23 protein-coding genes are annotated in these 17,154 nt (G+C 54.4%); 21 read left to right on the forward strand and 2 right to left on the reverse strand.

The annotated features are described in order from the left end of the window. The first annotated feature begins 39 nt into the window (after nucleotides 1-39). From QF010_RS03145 to QF010_RS03175, 7 genes are all read left to right on the forward strand, one after another. A complete protein-coding gene (locus QF010_RS03145) occupies nucleotides 40-1,224 on the forward strand; it encodes a replication protein (protein ID WP_429380464.1) in 1,185 nt (394 codons plus the stop codon). 235 nt (nucleotides 1,225-1,459) lie between these two features. Further along, the gene (locus tag QF010_RS03150) at nucleotides 1,460-1,828 is read left to right on the forward strand and encodes a hypothetical protein (RefSeq protein ID WP_429380462.1); all 369 of its coding nucleotides are present in this window, start codon (nucleotides 1,460-1,462) and stop codon (nucleotides 1,826-1,828) included. A gap of 99 nt (nucleotides 1,829-1,927) precedes the next feature. Next, nucleotides 1,928-2,287 carry a hypothetical protein gene (locus tag QF010_RS03155; RefSeq protein ID WP_429380460.1) on the forward strand — a complete coding sequence of 120 codons (360 nt, stop codon included), beginning with the start codon at nucleotides 1,928-1,930 and terminating at the stop codon, nucleotides 2,285-2,287. A 7-nt stretch (nucleotides 2,288-2,294) separates the two neighbouring features. Continuing rightward, nucleotides 2,295-2,546 carry a hypothetical protein gene (locus tag QF010_RS03160; RefSeq protein WP_429380458.1) on the forward strand — a complete coding sequence of 84 codons (252 nt, stop codon included), beginning with the start codon at nucleotides 2,295-2,297 and terminating at the stop codon, nucleotides 2,544-2,546. Nucleotides 2,547-3,549: 1,003 nt separating this feature from the next. After that, nucleotides 3,550-3,993: a hypothetical protein gene (locus tag QF010_RS03165; RefSeq protein WP_429380456.1), complete on the forward strand. Its 444-nt coding sequence runs from the start codon at nucleotides 3,550-3,552 to the stop codon at nucleotides 3,991-3,993. Next, nucleotides 3,990-4,394: a hypothetical protein gene (locus QF010_RS03170; RefSeq protein ID WP_429380454.1), complete on the forward strand. Its 405-nt coding sequence runs from the start codon at nucleotides 3,990-3,992 to the stop codon at nucleotides 4,392-4,394. Before QF010_RS03165 ends, QF010_RS03170 begins: the two co-directional genes overlap by 4 nt. A gap of 2 nt (nucleotides 4,395-4,396) precedes the next feature. After that, nucleotides 4,397-4,729, forward strand: coding sequence for a hypothetical protein (locus tag QF010_RS03175; RefSeq protein ID WP_429380452.1), 333 nt, complete (start codon nucleotides 4,397-4,399; stop codon nucleotides 4,727-4,729). Here QF010_RS03175 and QF010_RS03180 read toward each other — a convergent pair. Then, nucleotides 4,726-5,004, reverse strand: a complete 279-nt coding sequence (locus QF010_RS03180) for a hypothetical protein (RefSeq protein WP_429380450.1) — start codon at nucleotides 5,002-5,004, stop codon at nucleotides 4,726-4,728. The genes QF010_RS03175 and QF010_RS03180 overlap by 4 nt on opposite strands. A 151-nt stretch (nucleotides 5,005-5,155) precedes the next feature. On the opposite strand from QF010_RS03180, the gene QF010_RS03185 reads away from it, so the two are divergent. From QF010_RS03185 to QF010_RS03235, 11 genes are all read left to right on the forward strand, one after another. Further along, nucleotides 5,156-5,554: a hypothetical protein gene (locus tag QF010_RS03185; protein ID WP_429380448.1), complete on the forward strand. Its 399-nt coding sequence runs from the start codon at nucleotides 5,156-5,158 to the stop codon at nucleotides 5,552-5,554. An 8-nt stretch (nucleotides 5,555-5,562) separates the two neighbouring features. After that, on the forward strand, nucleotides 5,563-6,192 hold the full coding sequence (locus tag QF010_RS03190) for a hypothetical protein (protein WP_429380446.1): 630 nt from the start codon (nucleotides 5,563-5,565) through the stop codon (nucleotides 6,190-6,192). Continuing rightward, nucleotides 6,189-6,542 (forward strand): hypothetical protein, encoded by a 354-nt coding sequence (locus tag QF010_RS03195; protein ID WP_429380444.1) that lies wholly within the window; start codon nucleotides 6,189-6,191, stop codon nucleotides 6,540-6,542. Before QF010_RS03190 ends, QF010_RS03195 begins: the two co-directional genes overlap by 4 nt. 3 nt (nucleotides 6,543-6,545) lie before the next feature. Further along, nucleotides 6,546-7,013 carry a hypothetical protein gene (locus tag QF010_RS03200; RefSeq protein ID WP_429380442.1) on the forward strand — a complete coding sequence of 156 codons (468 nt, stop codon included), beginning with the start codon at nucleotides 6,546-6,548 and terminating at the stop codon, nucleotides 7,011-7,013. A gap of 30 nt (nucleotides 7,014-7,043) precedes the next feature. Then, a complete protein-coding gene (locus QF010_RS03205) occupies nucleotides 7,044-7,829 on the forward strand; it encodes a hypothetical protein (RefSeq protein ID WP_429380440.1) in 786 nt (261 codons plus the stop codon). A 128-nt stretch (nucleotides 7,830-7,957) separates the two neighbouring features. Further along, nucleotides 7,958-9,772: a PRTRC system ParB family protein gene (locus tag QF010_RS03210; RefSeq protein ID WP_429380438.1), complete on the forward strand. Its 1,815-nt coding sequence runs from the start codon at nucleotides 7,958-7,960 to the stop codon at nucleotides 9,770-9,772. 29 nt (nucleotides 9,773-9,801) lie between these two features. Further along, the gene (locus QF010_RS03215) at nucleotides 9,802-10,290 is read left to right on the forward strand and encodes a PRTRC system protein E (protein ID WP_429380436.1); all 489 of its coding nucleotides are present in this window, start codon (nucleotides 9,802-9,804) and stop codon (nucleotides 10,288-10,290) included. Between the two features lie 10 nt (nucleotides 10,291-10,300). Further along, the gene (locus QF010_RS03220) at nucleotides 10,301-10,510 is read left to right on the forward strand and encodes a PRTRC system protein C (RefSeq protein WP_277539077.1); all 210 of its coding nucleotides are present in this window, start codon (nucleotides 10,301-10,303) and stop codon (nucleotides 10,508-10,510) included. Between the two features lie 198 nt (nucleotides 10,511-10,708). Further along, nucleotides 10,709-12,052, forward strand: a complete 1,344-nt coding sequence (locus QF010_RS03225) for a hypothetical protein (protein WP_429380434.1) — start codon at nucleotides 10,709-10,711, stop codon at nucleotides 12,050-12,052. Further along, nucleotides 12,045-12,758, forward strand: coding sequence for a PRTRC system protein B (locus QF010_RS03230; RefSeq protein ID WP_429380432.1), 714 nt, complete (start codon nucleotides 12,045-12,047; stop codon nucleotides 12,756-12,758). Before QF010_RS03225 ends, QF010_RS03230 begins: the two co-directional genes overlap by 8 nt. Continuing rightward, entirely contained in the window at nucleotides 12,755-13,513 is a 759-nt protein-coding gene (locus QF010_RS03235) for a PRTRC system ThiF family protein (RefSeq protein ID WP_429380430.1), read from the forward strand. The genes QF010_RS03230 and QF010_RS03235 overlap by 4 nt, the downstream gene beginning before the upstream one ends. Here QF010_RS03235 and QF010_RS03240 read toward each other — a convergent pair. Further along, on the reverse strand, nucleotides 13,510-13,860 hold the full coding sequence (locus tag QF010_RS03240) for a hypothetical protein (RefSeq protein WP_429380428.1): 351 nt from the start codon (nucleotides 13,858-13,860) through the stop codon (nucleotides 13,510-13,512). The two genes, QF010_RS03235 and QF010_RS03240, sit on opposite strands and share 4 nt — an antisense overlap. A 141-nt stretch (nucleotides 13,861-14,001) precedes the next feature. On the opposite strand from QF010_RS03240, the gene QF010_RS03245 reads away from it, so the two are divergent. Genes QF010_RS03245 through QF010_RS03255 form a run of 3 tightly spaced genes read left to right on the forward strand, consistent with a single transcriptional unit; the run spans nucleotide 14,002 to nucleotide 17,145 of the window. Then, complete coding sequence (locus QF010_RS03245; RefSeq protein ID WP_429380426.1) at nucleotides 14,002-15,396, forward strand: hypothetical protein; 1,395 nt, start codon at nucleotides 14,002-14,004, stop codon at nucleotides 15,394-15,396. Between the two features lie 10 nt (nucleotides 15,397-15,406). Continuing rightward, entirely contained in the window at nucleotides 15,407-16,165 is a 759-nt protein-coding gene (locus QF010_RS03250; RefSeq protein ID WP_429380424.1) for a hypothetical protein, read from the forward strand. Continuing rightward, nucleotides 16,162-17,145, forward strand: a complete 984-nt coding sequence (locus tag QF010_RS03255) for a hypothetical protein (RefSeq protein WP_429380422.1) — start codon at nucleotides 16,162-16,164, stop codon at nucleotides 17,143-17,145. The genes QF010_RS03250 and QF010_RS03255 overlap by 4 nt, the downstream gene beginning before the upstream one ends. The last annotated feature ends 9 nt before the right edge of the window (nucleotides 17,146-17,154 follow it).

Raw genomic sequence — 17,154 nt, forward strand, 5'->3', positions numbered from 1 at the left:
CAACGTCACTGTCCCGTTTGGGTTAACCGGTATTTATTCATGGACCAGAGCAACCAACTAACCCAGCAGCTACCCGGCTTTGAATCTTCTGGGGAGCACATCAGCAGATCCGAAACGGGTTTGCCAGCAAGAATGAGGACTCTCGCGGCAAAGGGAGCCGCTCGGCGGATGCAGCCGGCTGCGAACGGTTTGGGCACGTTACCGTTGTTTTCTGCATATGAGATCAAGCTCGCTGACGTCGACTACAGCAACCTGGTTTCCATTTATGACGCTCTCCCGCGGTTCTCCTGGGCATCGAAGACCGTTCGTGACATGAATGCCATGACAACCCTGATCGAGGGGACCCTCAACAACGAGCCATTCAAAGTCATCCTGAAAGCCGTCAACATGGAGCGTCCAATCAAGGTCAAGGGCAAACTGACCGGCAAAACGGAATGGGTTGGCGTTTACCCGGGGGCGCGCGAGGAATGTGTCGAAGAGGCGCTTCGCAAGTTCAGCACCCAATCTGGCAAATTTAATGAAGTCGAGTGCTCGGTTCGGTTCTCCCTCTATGAATTGAAGAAAGAATTAGCAATTCAAGGGCACACCCTCACCTATGCAGAGCTTCGAGAGGCTTTGAACATCCTTGCCGAGTCCAACCTGACAATTCAGACAAGGACTGCCGATGGGGAAACGATCGACATTAAAAGTAACTACCTACCCCTCCTGTTTCTGCGCAGTCGGAATAAGAGCAGTAAGAACTATGTCGAAGCCAAAGACATGTCTGAAGAGGACAAGAACGTCGCGACACAATGCGTCGCTGTTCTCCATCCTCTGATCTCGCGGGGCATCGAGCGTGGTGACTACCGCCTTTACCACTATGGCACATCGATGAAATTAACAAACGGCCTGGCGAAAATCCTAAATCGTGAGCTTACGATGAAATGGCGGAATGCATCCCCCACGAATCCCTATTCGTTTTCGATGGTCGAATTTCTTACGAACACAGCGCGTGGCTTGAGCAATCGAATCCCCGAAGACTTCCGGTCGATGAATCTTGCATTGCAGCAACTCATCGACGTAAAGGTACTGACCAGCTTCCAGTCGACGCCAGTGAAGAAAACCACAGGCAAAGGAGCGATCGACTACACCTACCAAGTTTTCCCGCACAAAAATTTTGTCGGCATGATCATCAAAGGCCACAGGCAGGTTGCCCTTCGTGAGCTTCGGGTGTTGGGTAGCTGATACCGAATCAGTCCATACCCCAAGACCCCAATTGATTCGGGGTCTTTTTTTACTTGCTTTCCGGTAGGCAGGTTTGTTCCACGGTTCGACGGCGTGTCAAACGCTGCCGCTCGCAAGCCCCTCAACTGATTGCGGAAAAGTCGCCCAAGTACACTACAAGCCCAGCCGTCAAACCGATGGGCCGAGTCCGTAGGAGTGGCGCGACGGTCGCGCTCAGGATCGAGCAGGAGCAATCATGTCCACCATCAATGTGTTGAGCGAAGTAGGACCAAGCTGGTGCAAGTTTCTTCCAGATGTTGATCGCTGGGCAGCGGAACTTGCAGCGCTTGCGAAAGCTGATATGCAGGGCCAGATTGAGGCCCTTGTATGGCCCTATCGCCTCGGTGGCGACGAGTACCTTTCGGTTGATTTGAAAGGTACAGAAGGCGGTGACCTGTCGATCACCTTCGGGGTGGGCGGCGTGAAAAGTACCGATTATGATTTCGATAACCTGGCCGGGAATACCTGTTTCCACGTTCCTGACATGACCGAAGCTCTGAGCATGACTGTTGCCCTGGTAGAGAAGCTTTCCGCCACCGTCACGCAGCTCAATCGGCAGCGATAGGAAAAGCGGCTACCGCGCCAATGGGCTTGCTAGCTGCTGTTATCCAGGCCGACAGGTCCTCTGTCTATCCACCAGCTCCACAAATAACGGAAAAATCTAATGGCTATTGCAGAAGTACCAAACCGCACCCTTTTTGAAGCCTTTCATGCCGACACCCGGTTTGCAGATCTTCGTGATGTCAGGTCGAAACTACAGCCTCCTATGCAGGTTTTGCGAGAAAATGTAACCGGTTTTCGGGAAGGTAAAACCACGCTCAAGCCAGAATCAATTCAACGCCTGCGCGAATATATTTTACAAATGTTGCAGCTCCAGCACGCGATGATAAAAGCATGCGAAATCATTCCTGCTGAGTTTGAGCCTGTAAAAAATAAGATCCTAGCTGACTTCGATACAGATGAGCCAAAAGCCTATCTACAGCAGGTTAATGGCTGGCTCCGAGTCATTGACGGAAACGTCTAGGGAAATCATGAACAACCTCAAAAACACACTCGCCCAGCTCGATGATGAATTGCTTGCAGAGTTTCTGGAAGCCGCACAGTTGGCGCTGAACGACACTCGCACTGCGAAGCGCGTAGCAGCCGAACTCGACATCCCAGTGGCTCGCGTACAGGGCTTGGCTTACATCGCTATACAACTTGCTACAGAGCCTGGCGTAGCGCCGGATGTGTCTACCGTGGCCCAGCTCAACTCCCTCCAGGCAGAGCTTGCCGGAGCATAGGATAAGACGTCGGACCTGCCGCCCAGATACACCCCAAGCCTCGCCGTCATACCGCGGGGTTGGGTCAGTAGAGGGATGCGCATCTTCGCGTCCTATAAGGGAGACTTAATATGGGTTGGGGTTGCCATCCGGACACGCTCAAGATGGCTTCGGCACATCACCGAGCAAAAAACATCACAGGGGAAGTCGGGACACTCGAATACTTGCGGGCTTACCGCGATGAGTATCGAAAAGAGGTTACCAAGAACCCGATGCGGGGCGGCGTTGAGTATATAGCGAGTATCGATGCCGCAATCCAGCAATGGGAGGCTGGTGATCGGCCTGATTTCTCCGAGATTTCTATCCCGGGCATGATCGGCACTAGGCCTTCTGACAAACATATCCACTGACCACGGAAATGAAAACAATGACTCACAGTGAAGTGCTGTCGCTCCTTGTTCGACACTAGTGTCACCTTCATCTACGCTTATGGGGTGAGTCCTCTGCCCGGCCTCAGACTAAAGGTGAACTCAGCACCTACTTGATCAGGATTGTTCCACCTTTCATTTTTATTGGGCGGTTAGCGGTAGAACGGATTTCACTTCGATTCTTCGGATTCAACCGATATACAGTGGTGAGGTTTACTCCACGATCATAGTGAGGATTCGCCCACTGTCGTTTTTATGTCCTACTTATCCACAGAATTCTGCCAATTTAGCCATCCCCAACTAGTTAGGATTGTTCCACTGGCCATTCCTTTCTAGTTAGGTATCTTCCACGATCACTGCTTATACAGTGAGGATTAGCCCACGTTTCCACTGGCAAAATCTTGGCTTAGTCAGGATTGATCCATGACTCTGGTAAGGATTGGCCCACGTTGCTCAGCGCAAAGCCCCGGATTTAAAGGCTTTGCGCGTATCCTCCTTCTTTTCTCCTTCTTCCTTATATTTTCCTTGTCTTTTGATGCTTCTGGCACGGAGCTGCGGGAGTGGTAATGGCCTCGACATTCAAACGAGGCGAAGCCATGTTCAACTCAACCCGCACCACTCGGATCACTATCAGTTCGCTACTGATTGGAATACTCATCGGTTGTACTGCAGTTGCCCACCTCTTGGTCACGAAGGCCCCTACGCCATTCGTTCCAATCGCGCTTGCAATGAATGCGTCGCTCACGCCGGCCTGCATCTCCCTGGCTGTGATCAGTTTGTTCTGGAAGCCCCTGCAGCGGGTGATCGCCCCGGTGTTGTTCTTTGCCGGTGTGGCCCTGCCATTCGACGTGGCGTTTGCCTGCTTACTCGAGATGATCGATGAAACGGCTCTGAAGTTGATTGTCGGCGTGTTGTTTGTCGTCGCCTCGACGCTCCTGGCCTGGCTCATCGGATCGGAGTGCAAAAGCGGTGACGCTCTGCGAACCAGCGAATGCCCTCCGGCAAAGCCTACTCAGTTGACGTCGGGAGTTACCCAATGACTGCCACACCCCAGAAACTGCCAACGGCAGAAACGTTCCTCGCGCGTTCTCAGGCATGGCTCGATAAAAACCCGGGGTTGGAGGAGGTAAAGCGGGTGCTGGGGGCCATCGTGCTTCAGGTTAAGAACTTGAAGTTGGTGTGTAACGACGACACCCGCAATACCGCAGATGCGCTGACAGAGTTTTATGTGGAGAACGGTGGAGATCTGACAGATCTCCCTTGCCTCGACGACGCAGCCAAGAAACCAACAAATGCGACGGCTACTCCCACAAGCGCCATGGAACCTGATTACGGGTCCTTGTATCCGGACACGCCGCCGGCCAAGCCGTTGAGCCAGGCTGAGAAACAAGCCGTGCTTTCGAATCTGCGGTCGATCATCAGCAGACCGGAGGGCATGTAGATATGACCCCGTTACAGCAGGCAATCGAATGGCTTGAGCAAGAAAAGCCCAGCAAGGAGGAGATTCAGGTTTCAGTCGACAATTTCTGCCATTTGCTGATCAAGCCACCGGCGGGCGTTTCAGAGGAAGAAATTGAGGCAGCGATCCAGCATCTGATGCTTGCCGCTGGTGGGAATAAGATTGAGTTGGTTCGGCCCGAAAAGATTTCCCGGCAGGAGCTGGATTACAGTCCCTTGGTCAACTTCGATGATGCCCCTCCGTTTGCGACGGAGACACCCGAAGAGCGCCTGAGACGATTCCAGGAGCTTAAGTCGAATCTTCTTGCTCCGTTCTAAGTCTCAACCCTTTTGCGCCCCTTGAGCCTCTCGGGGGGCAGCATTGGGGCCTTTGACGCTTCCACAAACAGATCGGCGTCGAACATCTCCATGATCGTTTTGATGGCCGGCTCTTTGAGCAGCTTTGCCAATTCCGAGTGTTTTTGGGAAATCTCTGCCCATACCGCCCGCTTGTAGGACTCCGCAAGCCCCGAGAGCATTACGTATTGCTCTCCTTCAGGAACAACAGGGACGCTGTAGGTATCAAGCCAGGAGCCAGGTTTGTCGTCGCTCATAGGTCACCAGTCAAATTCTCACCCCACTTTGCCAGACCGGTGAGCGTCGGCAACCCAAATTGGGACCTCGGAATTTCTAGCCCTTACTTTGGCTCGTAACTCGTGGAGAGATCGTTAGAATCGCGAGAATCATGGGACAAAGCTGACGACAATGGCCAACGCACTAATCATCACAGAAAGCGCTTCAGAGGCGTTCCACACCCATCAGATCCTGACTGAGCTATTCAGTGAGGTGAAGGCGTGCAACCGCCTGGCCGTGGCAAAAGAATTGTTTGTGTCGTTCAAACCGGACCTGGTTGTCGTATCGGACCTTCCCAGCGAATGCGTCGACGCGGCATCCGTGCTGCACCTGGTGTCTGGGGACGCGGCCGGCGTGCTCCTGTGTGCCGGCCTCGGCGCCGTCATGGGACCTGACCCCATTCGCTCAGTCAGGATTGTTCCACCATTGACGGTTTCGGGTGTCTTCGCAGCTCTGGAGAAACTCGACCTTGCAAGAATCGTGAGCCAAACCTCCCTACCACTTTCCACCCGACGCCCAGCTAACGACTAAGGACATTCATGAAGCCACTTTTTTCCCTTGCGGCGCTCTGCCTTGCAATCACTGGCTGTGCCAGCAAGCCTGAGTTCAATCAGTCGATTTACCAATACGACTCGAAAGTGCACTCCGGTACCGTGCAGGTTACTGAGACCACCAACCTTCCACAGGAACAGTGCGACACTAACTGGCGTGAAGATCGTACCTATCAACCGTCTGGCGTTCGCCAACTGACGGGGTTCAAGATCGAGATCCAGGTCCTGAATCAAACGCCGGATAAATACGGCGAAGTGATCAATCTCGAGCTTCCGTCCGAACATGGGCGGGATGTCGTGGTGAAAGACTTCCAGAAGACGGTCACTTTGATGGTCGGTATCGACAGCAACGGAATTGTGAAGCAGGGCAACGAGTTCTTCTTTCCGTCTGGCTTTTTCCTGCGGGCTTCGCAACCCAAACTCGACAAGAACAACCTGAGCTTTTGCCTGGGTGTGGATCGGACCTACGTGACCGATGCCGAAATGCAAAACCCGAATCCTTTGATCCACATGGATCGTCTCAACATTCGTTTTGATCAGGAATCTGGCGTCGAGAAGGTCTACAGCTTCGGCTCTATCACGCCGACCCAAGTTTCCGTTCGCGCGGTACCGCTATGACATTCCGTTCCGTCCTTGTTTTCGGGCATGAGTTTGGGGTTGGGTCGACCCTCAGCGGGCAGACGGCACTCGAATTGGTTCAGTACGTACTGGGCCAATACGAAAGCCTGCACAAATCAATCGAAGTGAAGTACCCAGTTGGGAAAGCGGAGTTCGTTGCAGATGTCCTTTGCAACGGCTACCACGAGTGCCAACGGGTCAGCTCCTGGGATGGAATCGCGGAAGTTGTACCGGTGGATTTTGATGAGTTGGAGCCGACGCCGGCCGAGAAACTCGACCACGCAACCTTCCACGACCATCACGCCTACAAGCTGATCGTTATTAAATTTGCAGATAATCTTCGAGGTTGAAAAATGCGTTGGATTGCCCTGGTTTTGTGTTTGTCGCCGCTCGCAGCGAGTGCGGCGGCAACTGAAATGACCGTCTCTGTAGTCTCTGGTAGCAATGCGCCGAAAGCGTACAAATACCCTGTCGACGGCGACAAGCATGTGCTGGACCTGCGCGCCGTCCACAGCTACGACGCTGCATTTGAAGATCCTGCCACAAAGCGCGAGATTTGCCGCGAAGGGATGTACAAGACTGGCCTGATGCTGACGCTTCGCACCCTTCCCAAATCCGAAGATGGGAGTCAGCCGGTTGAAGTTATCGGTCAGGTTTCGAACTTCAACGGCATCACGCCGGGCAAGGTTCTGAAATGCGGTACCAATCAGGATGTGAGCCTTTCGACAACGGCTTTCTCCGATACGGTCCAGGTTGAAAAGGATCGAACCAAGGTTGTTGTTATCGATGGCAATTACACGGTCATGGTGAAGGTCAAATAACACCACTGGCCTTTAAACGAGGGCTGTTCAATGGATTGGCATTACGCGCGTGTAGATCATCTGGGGGCTGGGGCTAGCTGCATTTTTTGTGGCCGGTTGCTCAAGAGCCAAAAGGGGATCGTCATTTCGGACGGTACCCAGGAGACTTATGCCGGGCCGAACTGCGCCAAGAAACACCTTGGTCCACCCGATGAACGTCTTCTGGACGTTGCCAGGCTGGCACTGCTGGTGGTTTCTGATGCTGATCCAGATGACCCCTCGACCACCGCGATGCCGGAACCGCGGTCGGATTCATCTCCGATGTCTGGAATTGAATCGCCCCCGCACAATTCGGCAGCTGCCCCAAACCGCCCTCCTCTCCCTCCCTTGGATGCGGTCATTCAATACCTCAGGTTGCGGTATGAAGCGATGTCTGGGTTTCGTTACCAGCGCTCTGCATTGCTGACCGAAGCCTACGAGGCGTTTCAGGCCAATGGTGAATTGGATGACGTACTCCGGAAGCGTGTTGCGGGTTCTATGCGCAGCGCCGCTCAGCAAAAGAATGTGTTCAGCGAGCGGAATATCAAGCATTGCATTGGCCTCAACTACTGGCTCTCTGAGGCACTTCAGCACATCGCCGAAGATCGTCGCGAATTTCTGAAGTCGATGATTTCCAAGCTCCACTCTCGGTGGGCTTTAACTCCCACCCAGATTGAGGGAATCAACAAATGGTTCGCCAACGTCAGGAAGAAAGTCCACGGCTTCCCCCATCTTGATGTGACCATTTTTGACGGAGTGGTGATCCCTGATTTCATGGGGCCCGGGCGCAAGCCATAGACCAAGTCACGGCGCATTCAATCCCTCACCTGGGGCGCTAAAAATCTGCAAAATCTTTGATTGATCGGTTCTGGCACAGGGTTCGCGGCCTGAGCATTAGCTCATTCCAAACAGCCCGAGGCTTAGCCATGACCGACCTTTCCCAAGTACAAGCTGCACCAGCGACCACAGTAGGTGGTGAGCAGCGCGTTCCTTTGTCTCAGATGCGTCGCAACCCGAACATCGACCCGCGTAAAAGCCGTAACCGCTCCGACTATCGTGAAATCGTGGAGAGCATCCGCGTCAATGGCGTCATGCAGTCGATCATGATCCGCCCTATTACCGGCGCTGATGTGCCGTATGAGGTAGTTGCGGGTAATACCCGTTTTGATGGCTCGGTCGAACTAGGCCTCTACGACATCCCGGTAATCATCCGTGAGATGACCGATGCCGAAGCCCGCTCGGCTGCTGCCATTGAAAACCTCAAGCGTTCCAACCTCACGCCGATTGATGAAGCCCAGCATGCGAAAACGATGCTGACCGATCATGCCAACGATCACGATGAAGTTTGCCGCCTTCTCGGCTGGGACCGCCAATATCTCGATAGGCGAGTTTTGCTGTCTAAGTGCTGCACTGCCGTTTCCGAAGCGCTGACTCAGGGCCAGATCAAGCTTGGGCATGCTGAGCTACTTGCCCCGATGGCAGACAGCGAACAAGAGATGATCTGCGGCAAAATCATCGAGCGTGGCCTGACGGTCGGCGATACCAAGAAACGCCTGTCCGAAATGTTCAACGACATCACTGCTGCCCGGTTTGATACCACAGAGTGTCAGCGCTGCCCGTCGAACAGTGCCTTGTACGGCGATCTGTTCCAAGCCAGTTTGGACGGGGCCAAATGCCAGAATCATTCTTGCTGGGAGGCAAAAACGGCGCAGCTCATCGAAGTCCGCACTATTGAGGCCCAAGCGGATTACGGCGTGGTGCATACCGACGCAAGCCTGCCTACAGACGGCTATGTCCTGCTCGTGGAATCCGGCCAGAACGGCGTTGGCGCGGCGCAAATCAGCGCGTGCGTTGCGTGCAAGAACTATGGTGCTGTCGTCAGTACGAAGGCAGGTCTGGAGGGTCACACCGTCGGCGGGTATTGCTTCGACCGCCACTGCAATAGCGAGCGCCAAGCTGACTACCAGGAACTGATTGCACAAACCAGTGGTGCAAAGGTCGTCACAACTGCGACCGGCGAACAGGAAGCGAGCACACAGGAAGCTTCGGGCGCAACTCCAACCGCTGGCAAGAAAGCTAACGCCAAGCCGACCGCCAAGGCTCCAGAAATGAAGCGTGCGATTCGCCGGGAAGCGTTCGATATGTATGCCCGCATGGGGGCCGTGGCAATTCAAAGCGACAAACGTTTTGTACTGGCGATCAGCATTGTCAGCCTGTACCTCGACATGCGCAGCGACCTGCCAGCCGAACTCAGCGACCGCATGAAAAAAACCGTTGGCTTCCCCGACGGCTTGGCCAGTTACTCCCGGGCACCATTTGAAGCTGAGTTGGCGCAGCAGCCACTGGAGAAGCTGGAAGCGTATCTGGTTCAACTGGCGGCGTGCTCGGTGTTCCGCAAGGACAGCACCGACCAGTTCCAGAAGTCCGTTGCTGGGGCGCAGTCCCTGAGCGTTATCAAGGCGACGGGTATGAACCCTGTTGAGTACTTCAAGATGACGGAGTCCTACCTCAAGTCGCTGACCAAGGCCGGTGTCATCGCTGACTGCAAGGCCAGTGGCTTCGACAAGAAGTATGACGAGGTCAAGGGTGACAAGGAGTTCTCCAAGCTCGCTGGCGGCAAGGCTGACGACCTGATGAAAGCGATCCTCGCGTTCACCGAGTTCACTTGGGAAGGCTACCTCCCGGACACGATGAAAATTGAATGCCATGACGGTTCTGGCACGACCGCACTCGGCCAATAATTTCTCCATCGACCCAAGGAGCAGTAACCATGAAAGCAACATTTTTTCAGGCAGTAGCGTCCGTTCTTGGCGCAAACACCAGCGCGACCATCGAAGTTCAAGGTTTGGGCGAAGGCCAGATCAAAGTGATCTACACGCCCAACCTGGGACCGACACCGCACAACGCGAGTGACGACGTTGTGAACCTTCGTGCGGCGATCTGCAAGCCGATGGTAGTCGCTGGCACCGCTAACGAGGTGGAGGACGCCTTTGTTGAGCACATCAAGATGAAAGCCGTTGCCGTCACCCGGGGCTTGAGCATGCTCGATGAGATTGAGCGTATCGGCGCAGCAGCACTGGCAAGTGCCAAGGTGAAAGCCCCTGCTGCCTCTGCTACTGCGGATGAAGGTGGTGACGTCGATGACGAAGCGGAATCGGACTCGGACGGCGCTGGCGCTCAGAACGGGGGAAATACCCCCCAAGTAGCGGGTGATGCTGCTCTGACCGAAACCAAACCGAAATCGCTGGCGAATTTCTAAGGAGAGCGTCATGGCAGTAATTCTTGAATTGACCCGCGTTTTTCGCATGGCTGGCCGCGACATGGCCGATCCTGATCCGACCATGACTCCTGAGCAAGTTCTCAAGCACTACGGTCGTCAATTCCCCAAGTTGCTTGGGGCCAAAGTAATCGAGCCTGTGACGGAGGGTGACAAGCATGTCTACGAGTTTCGACAAGCCAGCTTCGGCGACCGGGGCTAACCCCCTCGACATACTCAAGGCTTGGGCGGGCGGCGCTGTCGCCCCACCCAACCCGAACAACGAACCAGTCAACTGTTTAGACCATAACCAACAGGTGCGATTGTGGAATCTCTTGCGCAAATCCAGCATTCCCGGACTCCTTTCCGGTTCGGAACTCCCCCGCTAAGCCCAATGACAGTGCCTCGGGTTACTGAGGCAGTGCAGGATTTAGTCGCCCGCGACTTCATGGAACATAAGGGCTACTTGGTCGATTTCGTTGGTCATAGCGCGTTCTGTCTGGAAGCGCACAAGGGAGGATTGCTCCACGAATCCGACCTCAATCAACTCAACATCTACCCGAACGGGTATGGGTTACACCTCACCACCACCCGGGCGGTCAATCGCTCTGCTGCCCGATTGGACATCAAACTTGAGCAGGCTGTACCGGATGCGGCGGCTCGCGTCCTGACGCTGGCCAAACCGCTGGTTGATGTTCCGTTTGCGGCGAACCTGACACTGGCTTGTATTGAGTTAGGTTTGCTCCACGAATCGGCTGTCGCGCCGCTGGTAGCGCAAGGCCCGGATTGTGGCCTTGAACTGCTGTCTAGCTGCAATGACAGCCTTGGATCACTGCTCGCCAAGCAGCAACGCTTTTCGCGGGTTACCGAAGATGATGCGGATGGCAACGTCGTTTTAGAAACCTCGATTGCCGGCCAGACGTTTCGGATCGAAAGCACTGGGATGAGTGTCTTTTATCTGAAACTGCCGGAAACCATCGAAGGCGACTTCGTTGAAGTAAACGTGCTGTTGTTCAAGACGCTCGATGCGCTTTCTCATTACGGTGTGCCATTCCACACGCCTGCAAGCTGGATGGGCAAGGACGGGGTCTACACCTATTCCCTTGGGGAGGTCTACGCGGAACTCAAGGAACGCATTCAAAGCTATAGCCGTGAGGAGCTTTTTGACTACCTCATTGATCTGGATTGCGACGAAGCCACATTTGAAACGTACGCCTTGGGGATGGAAGGTGAAGGCCCGCATGATGAAGAAACTGTGGACCGTGCCTGCGACTTACTGCTTGAAATCGCAGAGCTTGAAAATCACTTTTCATCTCGCCTCGACTACAGCGAAGGTTCTACCGATGCTCATCACAAGGCCGAAATGCAAGCAATGCGTTCCCAGGTGCAGGAATTAATCGACAATGGTTCGGCCCATAGCCGTCTGTTGCTCGCGCTGGCCGATGCGCTGGAAACCTGCATTGATCTTTCGGACCACCATTTCTTCATCGGTGGGCAGCAATTTGAAGGTTCGGAGTCTGACGGTATTGGACTGTTCGAGACGATCTTGGTTGTTGTTGAAGATCGGATGAGCACCCTATTCGACGAGGCAGAAAGCGCGTTCAACTGCCACGCCGAGAATTGCGCGGAAATCTACACAGCATTGCCTTTGGAGTCTCGGGAGGTGGTGGCACAAACCACAGTCCCGATAATTAAGAGAACGCAGCAATGTCTTGCGCACTTGCGCCAGATCCAACTTTCTCTTGAGGGGACACCAAATGCTTAACCAAGAAGTCGAAGCATCCGCACTGCTGATCTATCGCAACAAGAACACTGGCCGACTGGACATGACCAGCCATGAAGTGATGGCTGCGCCGGACGATGGCCGTTACACACTCGGTGCAGGCCGTGCGTTCAGCGAGCACGACAAAGAGGTACTGGTCGATATCCTGCTGAACACTGAATCGACGCTTGAGTTCCTGGATACCAAAATTCTGATCAAAAGCCGTACGCATCTGGTCTGGTACACCCCACCGCAGCACATCGACGTTCTGTTCAAGGAAGGCATGTACAACGCACCGATCCCGGGCCTTGTCTACATCGCGCAGTTGGGCAAGCCGCTCCGCTGCTTTGCCTTCAAAGGTAAGGCTCGGCCAACTTTTGCAACCCCATTGTTTTACGTCCCTATGGGGAACATGTACCGGGACGGGACATTTTGCGTTGGCAACGTGCAGGTTCCGAAGGACAACACCATTGCCAGCATCCCGGGTTGGGAACAGTTCGTTCTCCATTGCACGAACACTCACGCTGGCGGAACCAAGGTACTCAAGGGCATTGAATCTTTTGAGGGCTTGCAAGCGCTCTACAAAAAATTGAGCGAGAGCAAAGCCAAAGTGTTTCCTGCGGCAAAGCTGGTTCCTGTTGTCCCAGTTGACTATGGTACGCAATTCACCTTGAAGGTCGCAGTTAACAAAGGGGCGTACGCAGAATGATTGCTCAACTGGAATCGAAGGAAGTTCGCTTCACTGCCCCTGAGCGCTGGTTGGATCAGGCTATCAACGTTGTTGTTCTCGGTGCCGGTGGCAATGGAAGCGAGGTTGTTGATTGCCTCGCTACGTTCCATTTCACCCTGTTGAAACTCGGCCACCCACGCGGCCTTTACGTGACCGTGATTGATGATGCTGTGGTGCGCGAATCGAACTTGGTGCGTCAACGCTTCTGGCCGTGTGATATCGACCAGTACAAGTCGATCTGTCTAGTCAATCGCTACAACCTGAACCTTGGCACCCAGTGGAAGGCACTGCCTTATCGTTTCCCAGGTGAGCAAACGATGTTCCCGTTGGCCAACGCCGATCTGGTCATTTCGTGTGTGGACGTCAACTCCGCGCGGGTCGCACTGGCCAACTATCAGGGCAAATTGCGCAAAGACGCGATGTGGATGGATATGGGCAACGGCCAGCGGCATGGCCAAGTGGTGTTTGGTGGGCTGACTGAGGTAATGCGCAAGCGTTTCCCTTGCGTGCTCGACGTGTATCCAGAGGTCGCTGACTTAGCCGACAGCACCACCAAATCATGTTCGGCGGCTGAGTCCATCAACTCGCAAGATTGCTTGGTGAACCGCTCGGTGGCGACTGCTGCAATGAGCCTGTTGTGGGAGCTGATCCGCAGCGGGTCTACTGCCAAGCATTGGATTCTGCTGAGTCTGGAATCCGGCGAGCAGCAAACGCATATGTTTCCAGAGGCTTAAAACAAAGGCATCTGGTTGGCCAAGGCGCGGCTAATGCCGCTGCCGAAGGATGACTGCTCGGGCGTAATGGTTTGCTGGGATAGGAGCCGGTCCCGGTGCTTAGACATGAATTCGGCCAAACAGGGAGTGCAAAGGGCTAAGTCCTGTAGGGTTGGTAGGTCGGCACTGTCCACCACGCCCAAAACCTCACCACCGATTTGCACCTCACACAGCGACAAGTTCACACCCGAGTTGGTCCCAGACGGCAACAGAGCGAGATGGGCACGCTTGTTCCTGACCAGCATCACGAGTGTGTCTGCACTTGGGCTGTTGAGGATGAGAGGTTGCTGAGTCAATTCGCTGTTCACTTCCGAGGTCCTGGTCCGAAGTATAACTGCCGCGCTCGAAGCTTCACCTCAAATTAGCCTCCGCTTTTCCACCCAAGATTGTCCTCCGAAATTGCTCAAATGGAGCACTGCCACCCCACTATTAGTGGTAGAGGAACTCCTATGCCTGCAATCCATTTCTACGACGCTATTACCGCTGGAAAAACCGCCGCCGAGGGTCAACTCGTGCGCTACCACTCAATTTTCGTCACTGGCGAAGCCGCGCCCGAAATCCTGATGAGTGCCATTAAGCTGCGAGATGACGTGTATGTCGATCCACTGGCAGCGGCAAAGGGTGAGCTGGCCGAGCTCGACTTGATGCTTGGTGAATCAGAGCTTGAATGGGCCAGAACCGCATTCAGACACTTCATGACGAATGACTGTCTTCATGTTGGCTTTGGTAACTCAGCCAGGCTCGATCCCTATATTCGGTATGGGATGTACCGCAATCTGCTGCCCTACCCCTGCATTGGGTTACCGGAGGCGAGCCATTTCCTTGATGTGGAAACATTACTGCGCTCTGTAGCGCTCTTACGCCCTGAGGATTTCCCTTGGCCGGAGAGTGTACGAACGCTGCCAATGCCAGCGTTGCATCGTTTCCTGATGTGGGAAGCGGATGTGAACGGGACGAACCGGGCGGTCCTGGTAAAGGAAATTTTGGAAGATCTGGCCGGGGCCTCACCCAAGCTCATCGAGCACGCAATCAGGACTTCGTCTATTGAGTCGATCAAGACTTGCCTCGGGCTAGACGGCGGGGAGGTTTCTGACCTGCAAAGCGTGAAACCCTGCCTGATGGTTCATCCATTGATTCCCCATCCCAGGGGCGCAATTCTGGCCCTGCCCGTCGCGGTGGACATTACCTATCCAGACATCGTGTACGTCGCCGATCTGGAAAGTGACCTGTCAGCGCTCTGCGACCCAAACGTTGAATCGCTGCAAGCACTGGTCCGCGTAAGCCCCACTGACCTGCATAAGCCGTTAATACGTGTCAGCCTGAGTCGTGCCCCCTTTTGTGCTGCAATCGGCGTCGTGCGGCCTAAGGACGCCTCTCGGCTGGCCATTGATATCCGGACGGTGCTGGCCAACGTCCAGTACCTTCGTACTGCCGACCATCTCGCCGCACGCCTGAGGGATGAACCCATCCTGGAACTCGCCTCGCAACCGGCAGATGTCGATCACCGAATGTGGGCTGGTGACTTCCATCAGGCTGATGTTCAAAGGATGCAGCGGCTTCATGAACAACCCATTGACCAGTGGCCGGCGATTATTGGCAGCGGGATAGATGGCCGTTTTCGAGAACTCGGCAGTCGGTTGCTTGGAAGAATGAAACCCGAGCTATTGGCTGCCGGTCAGCGCGAGACTTTGGCGAGGCATTTTCAAAACAAAGCTGCCGGGAATTTCCAGACCTCAGAACGGCTGGCACACCTGCGTAAACAAAGCCAAGATGTCGCGATGGAAAGCCCAAATGCTCTTGGACTCGTGCAGTTGAATGAGCGGTTGGCCCGAATACTCGGTTAGGTTATCGACGATGAACACCCCCATTTACGACCCGTATGTGACGCTCCCTTTTCATGGGTACCGCAGTCCTGGAAGCTTTCAACCGGAGACGTATCCGTCGCTGATGCACTTCATCGAGTCTGAGAAGTACAGGGGTGTGGATGACTCCTACAGCCGATACTTGCTCACACTTACGGACCATGATGATTTCCTGTTTGAAACCGCTGGAGTTGCGCAAGGAGTGCGTCGGGCCGACTGGGAGACGATCAAGCTTCCAATGATCCGTGCCGGGATGTGGATGCAGTTAGTCCAGCATCAGGAGGCGCTGGCCGACTCGCTGTTGCAGCCAGGTTGCACGACCAGTGTCTCTTTGGTCACCCAAGTCGCGGAGCAAATCTATAACCGGCTCCACAAAGCCAGCCATGAGGATGGTGAACAGTTACGCCGCGTCGTCCTAACCGGTGATCGCTCAGTGTGCGATGAATCGATCTTCGGTCTGTTCGATCAGATTTTTGCAAACCGACTGCCCGATGAGATCTATCTGGCGGCGGAAGAAGGTGTTTCCCGTCTCGCCGAGCAGTATTGCATTCAGCGCTACATTCCTGCCCGCTTGTTTGGCTTTACCGGCATCCAGGTAGGGCAGGCGGCAGCCAATGCATTAGGCAAAGGCACCCATGTTTTTTCCATCAGTGACAGCGACCAATCTGATTCCGCATTTGCTGAGTCGGTGTTGGAAATGGCCGCTGCCGCCGGGAAGCCAAGTCACCGTATCAAATGGTCTGCCCAATGAAGAAACTACTGGTGTTTCTGAGTCCCGCTGTTTTCCTGTTTTCCGGTTGTGCCTCACAGCCGCAGTGGGTCACTGCAATGCCAACAGCAATGTGCTTTTCAAAGGCGGACAAGTCATGCATGGGTGACCTCATCGCCAAGAATGTAACGGAAGTCCCTCCGGGTGCAGATCGTGACAAAGCCTTGAAAATGACCCGGGCCGTTATGGCTGGTGCTGGAGTACCCGATCCCAAGGCGTTGACAGATCTTCGGGCGACGCTCGAAACGACAATGTGCCTCAAACCTGAGGAAGCTTACGTTGATGCTGGCAAGGCGGTGGAGAGTGCCCGAGCACAGAAATTCACGTCGGCAATCGACAGTGCTGCCTCGATCAGCGAGCCAGAAGCGAAGCTATTCGCGCTGAAAAACATTGCTGTCCTCGCCGCCCGGGCAAACGATGAACCAGCAACAGGTAAGTCCCTGAACTTGCTTCATGACACTGACAACGCTGTTTACATGGACAGCTTGCAGGAGCGCCTGGTAAACCTGCTGATGACCGGTGACTTGGAGCGCGCTCGATCGCTTCAAGACACCCTGCTCGACTACTACACCGCAACACCGGGCCACACGCTGGCCATTGCTCAAATTGCTATCAGCTATGCCACAACTGGACATGTACTGGATGCCAATGACTTCCTGCAGCGGGCTTCAGAAAAGGTACCGGACCTGCGCACGGACGACCTGACGCGTTTGTTAAACATCATGGTTCGTGCCGCTCAAGGGACATACCCCGCTCCACAGGACTTCTACGATTTTTCAAACGACAGCGTTCGCTTGCAAGCCTATGTTCAACTCGCAATCTTCTTTGAGCGCGCTGGGCAGGATGGCAATTCAAAGAAAATCGCTGGTGATATGGCGCGGTTTACCCAGAAGTCGTCCTTCAAAGTTAGTCGCACAGAATCGGCGGCTGCCATGAGCCGAGTCCTGATTGAAGCCATGTGACTTATCCCC

The sequence above is a fragment of the Pseudomonas silensiensis genome, assembly GCF_050434865.1.
Taxonomy (GTDB): Bacteria; Pseudomonadota; Gammaproteobacteria; order Pseudomonadales; family Pseudomonadaceae; genus Aquipseudomonas; species Aquipseudomonas fluorescens_W.

Bases quoted from the DNA above. Each gene is read 5' to 3' on its own strand.
- QF010_RS03145 (WP_429380464.1), top strand. From the start codon at position 40: ATGGACCAGAGCAACCAACTAACCCAGCAGCTACCCGGCTTTGAATCT.
- QF010_RS03150 (WP_429380462.1), top strand. From the start codon at position 1,460: ATGTCCACCATCAATGTGTTGAGCGAAGTAGGACCAAGCTGGTGCAAG.
- QF010_RS03155 (WP_429380460.1), top strand. From the start codon at position 1,928: ATGGCTATTGCAGAAGTACCAAACCGCACCCTTTTTGAAGCCTTTCAT.
- QF010_RS03160 (WP_429380458.1), top strand. From the start codon at position 2,295: ATGAACAACCTCAAAAACACACTCGCCCAGCTCGATGATGAATTGCTT.
- QF010_RS03165 (WP_429380456.1), top strand. From the start codon at position 3,550: ATGTTCAACTCAACCCGCACCACTCGGATCACTATCAGTTCGCTACTG.
- QF010_RS03170 (WP_429380454.1), top strand. From the start codon at position 3,990: ATGACTGCCACACCCCAGAAACTGCCAACGGCAGAAACGTTCCTCGCG.
- QF010_RS03175 (WP_429380452.1), top strand. From the start codon at position 4,397: ATGACCCCGTTACAGCAGGCAATCGAATGGCTTGAGCAAGAAAAGCCC.
- QF010_RS03180 (WP_429380450.1), bottom strand. From the start codon at position 5,004: ATGAGCGACGACAAACCTGGCTCCTGGCTTGATACCTACAGCGTCCCT.
- QF010_RS03185 (WP_429380448.1), top strand. From the start codon at position 5,156: ATGGCCAACGCACTAATCATCACAGAAAGCGCTTCAGAGGCGTTCCAC.
- QF010_RS03190 (WP_429380446.1), top strand. From the start codon at position 5,563: ATGAAGCCACTTTTTTCCCTTGCGGCGCTCTGCCTTGCAATCACTGGC.
- QF010_RS03195 (WP_429380444.1), top strand. From the start codon at position 6,189: ATGACATTCCGTTCCGTCCTTGTTTTCGGGCATGAGTTTGGGGTTGGG.
- QF010_RS03200 (WP_429380442.1), top strand. From the start codon at position 6,546: ATGCGTTGGATTGCCCTGGTTTTGTGTTTGTCGCCGCTCGCAGCGAGT.
- QF010_RS03205 (WP_429380440.1), top strand. From the start codon at position 7,044: ATGGATTGGCATTACGCGCGTGTAGATCATCTGGGGGCTGGGGCTAGC.
- QF010_RS03210 (WP_429380438.1), top strand. From the start codon at position 7,958: ATGACCGACCTTTCCCAAGTACAAGCTGCACCAGCGACCACAGTAGGT.
- QF010_RS03215 (WP_429380436.1), top strand. From the start codon at position 9,802: ATGAAAGCAACATTTTTTCAGGCAGTAGCGTCCGTTCTTGGCGCAAAC.
- QF010_RS03220 (WP_277539077.1), top strand. From the start codon at position 10,301: ATGGCAGTAATTCTTGAATTGACCCGCGTTTTTCGCATGGCTGGCCGC.
- QF010_RS03230 (WP_429380432.1), top strand. From the start codon at position 12,045: ATGCTTAACCAAGAAGTCGAAGCATCCGCACTGCTGATCTATCGCAAC.
- QF010_RS03235 (WP_429380430.1), top strand. From the start codon at position 12,755: ATGATTGCTCAACTGGAATCGAAGGAAGTTCGCTTCACTGCCCCTGAG.
- QF010_RS03245 (WP_429380426.1), top strand. From the start codon at position 14,002: ATGCCTGCAATCCATTTCTACGACGCTATTACCGCTGGAAAAACCGCC.
- QF010_RS03250 (WP_429380424.1), top strand. From the start codon at position 15,407: ATGAACACCCCCATTTACGACCCGTATGTGACGCTCCCTTTTCATGGG.
- QF010_RS03255 (WP_429380422.1), top strand. From the start codon at position 16,162: ATGAAGAAACTACTGGTGTTTCTGAGTCCCGCTGTTTTCCTGTTTTCC.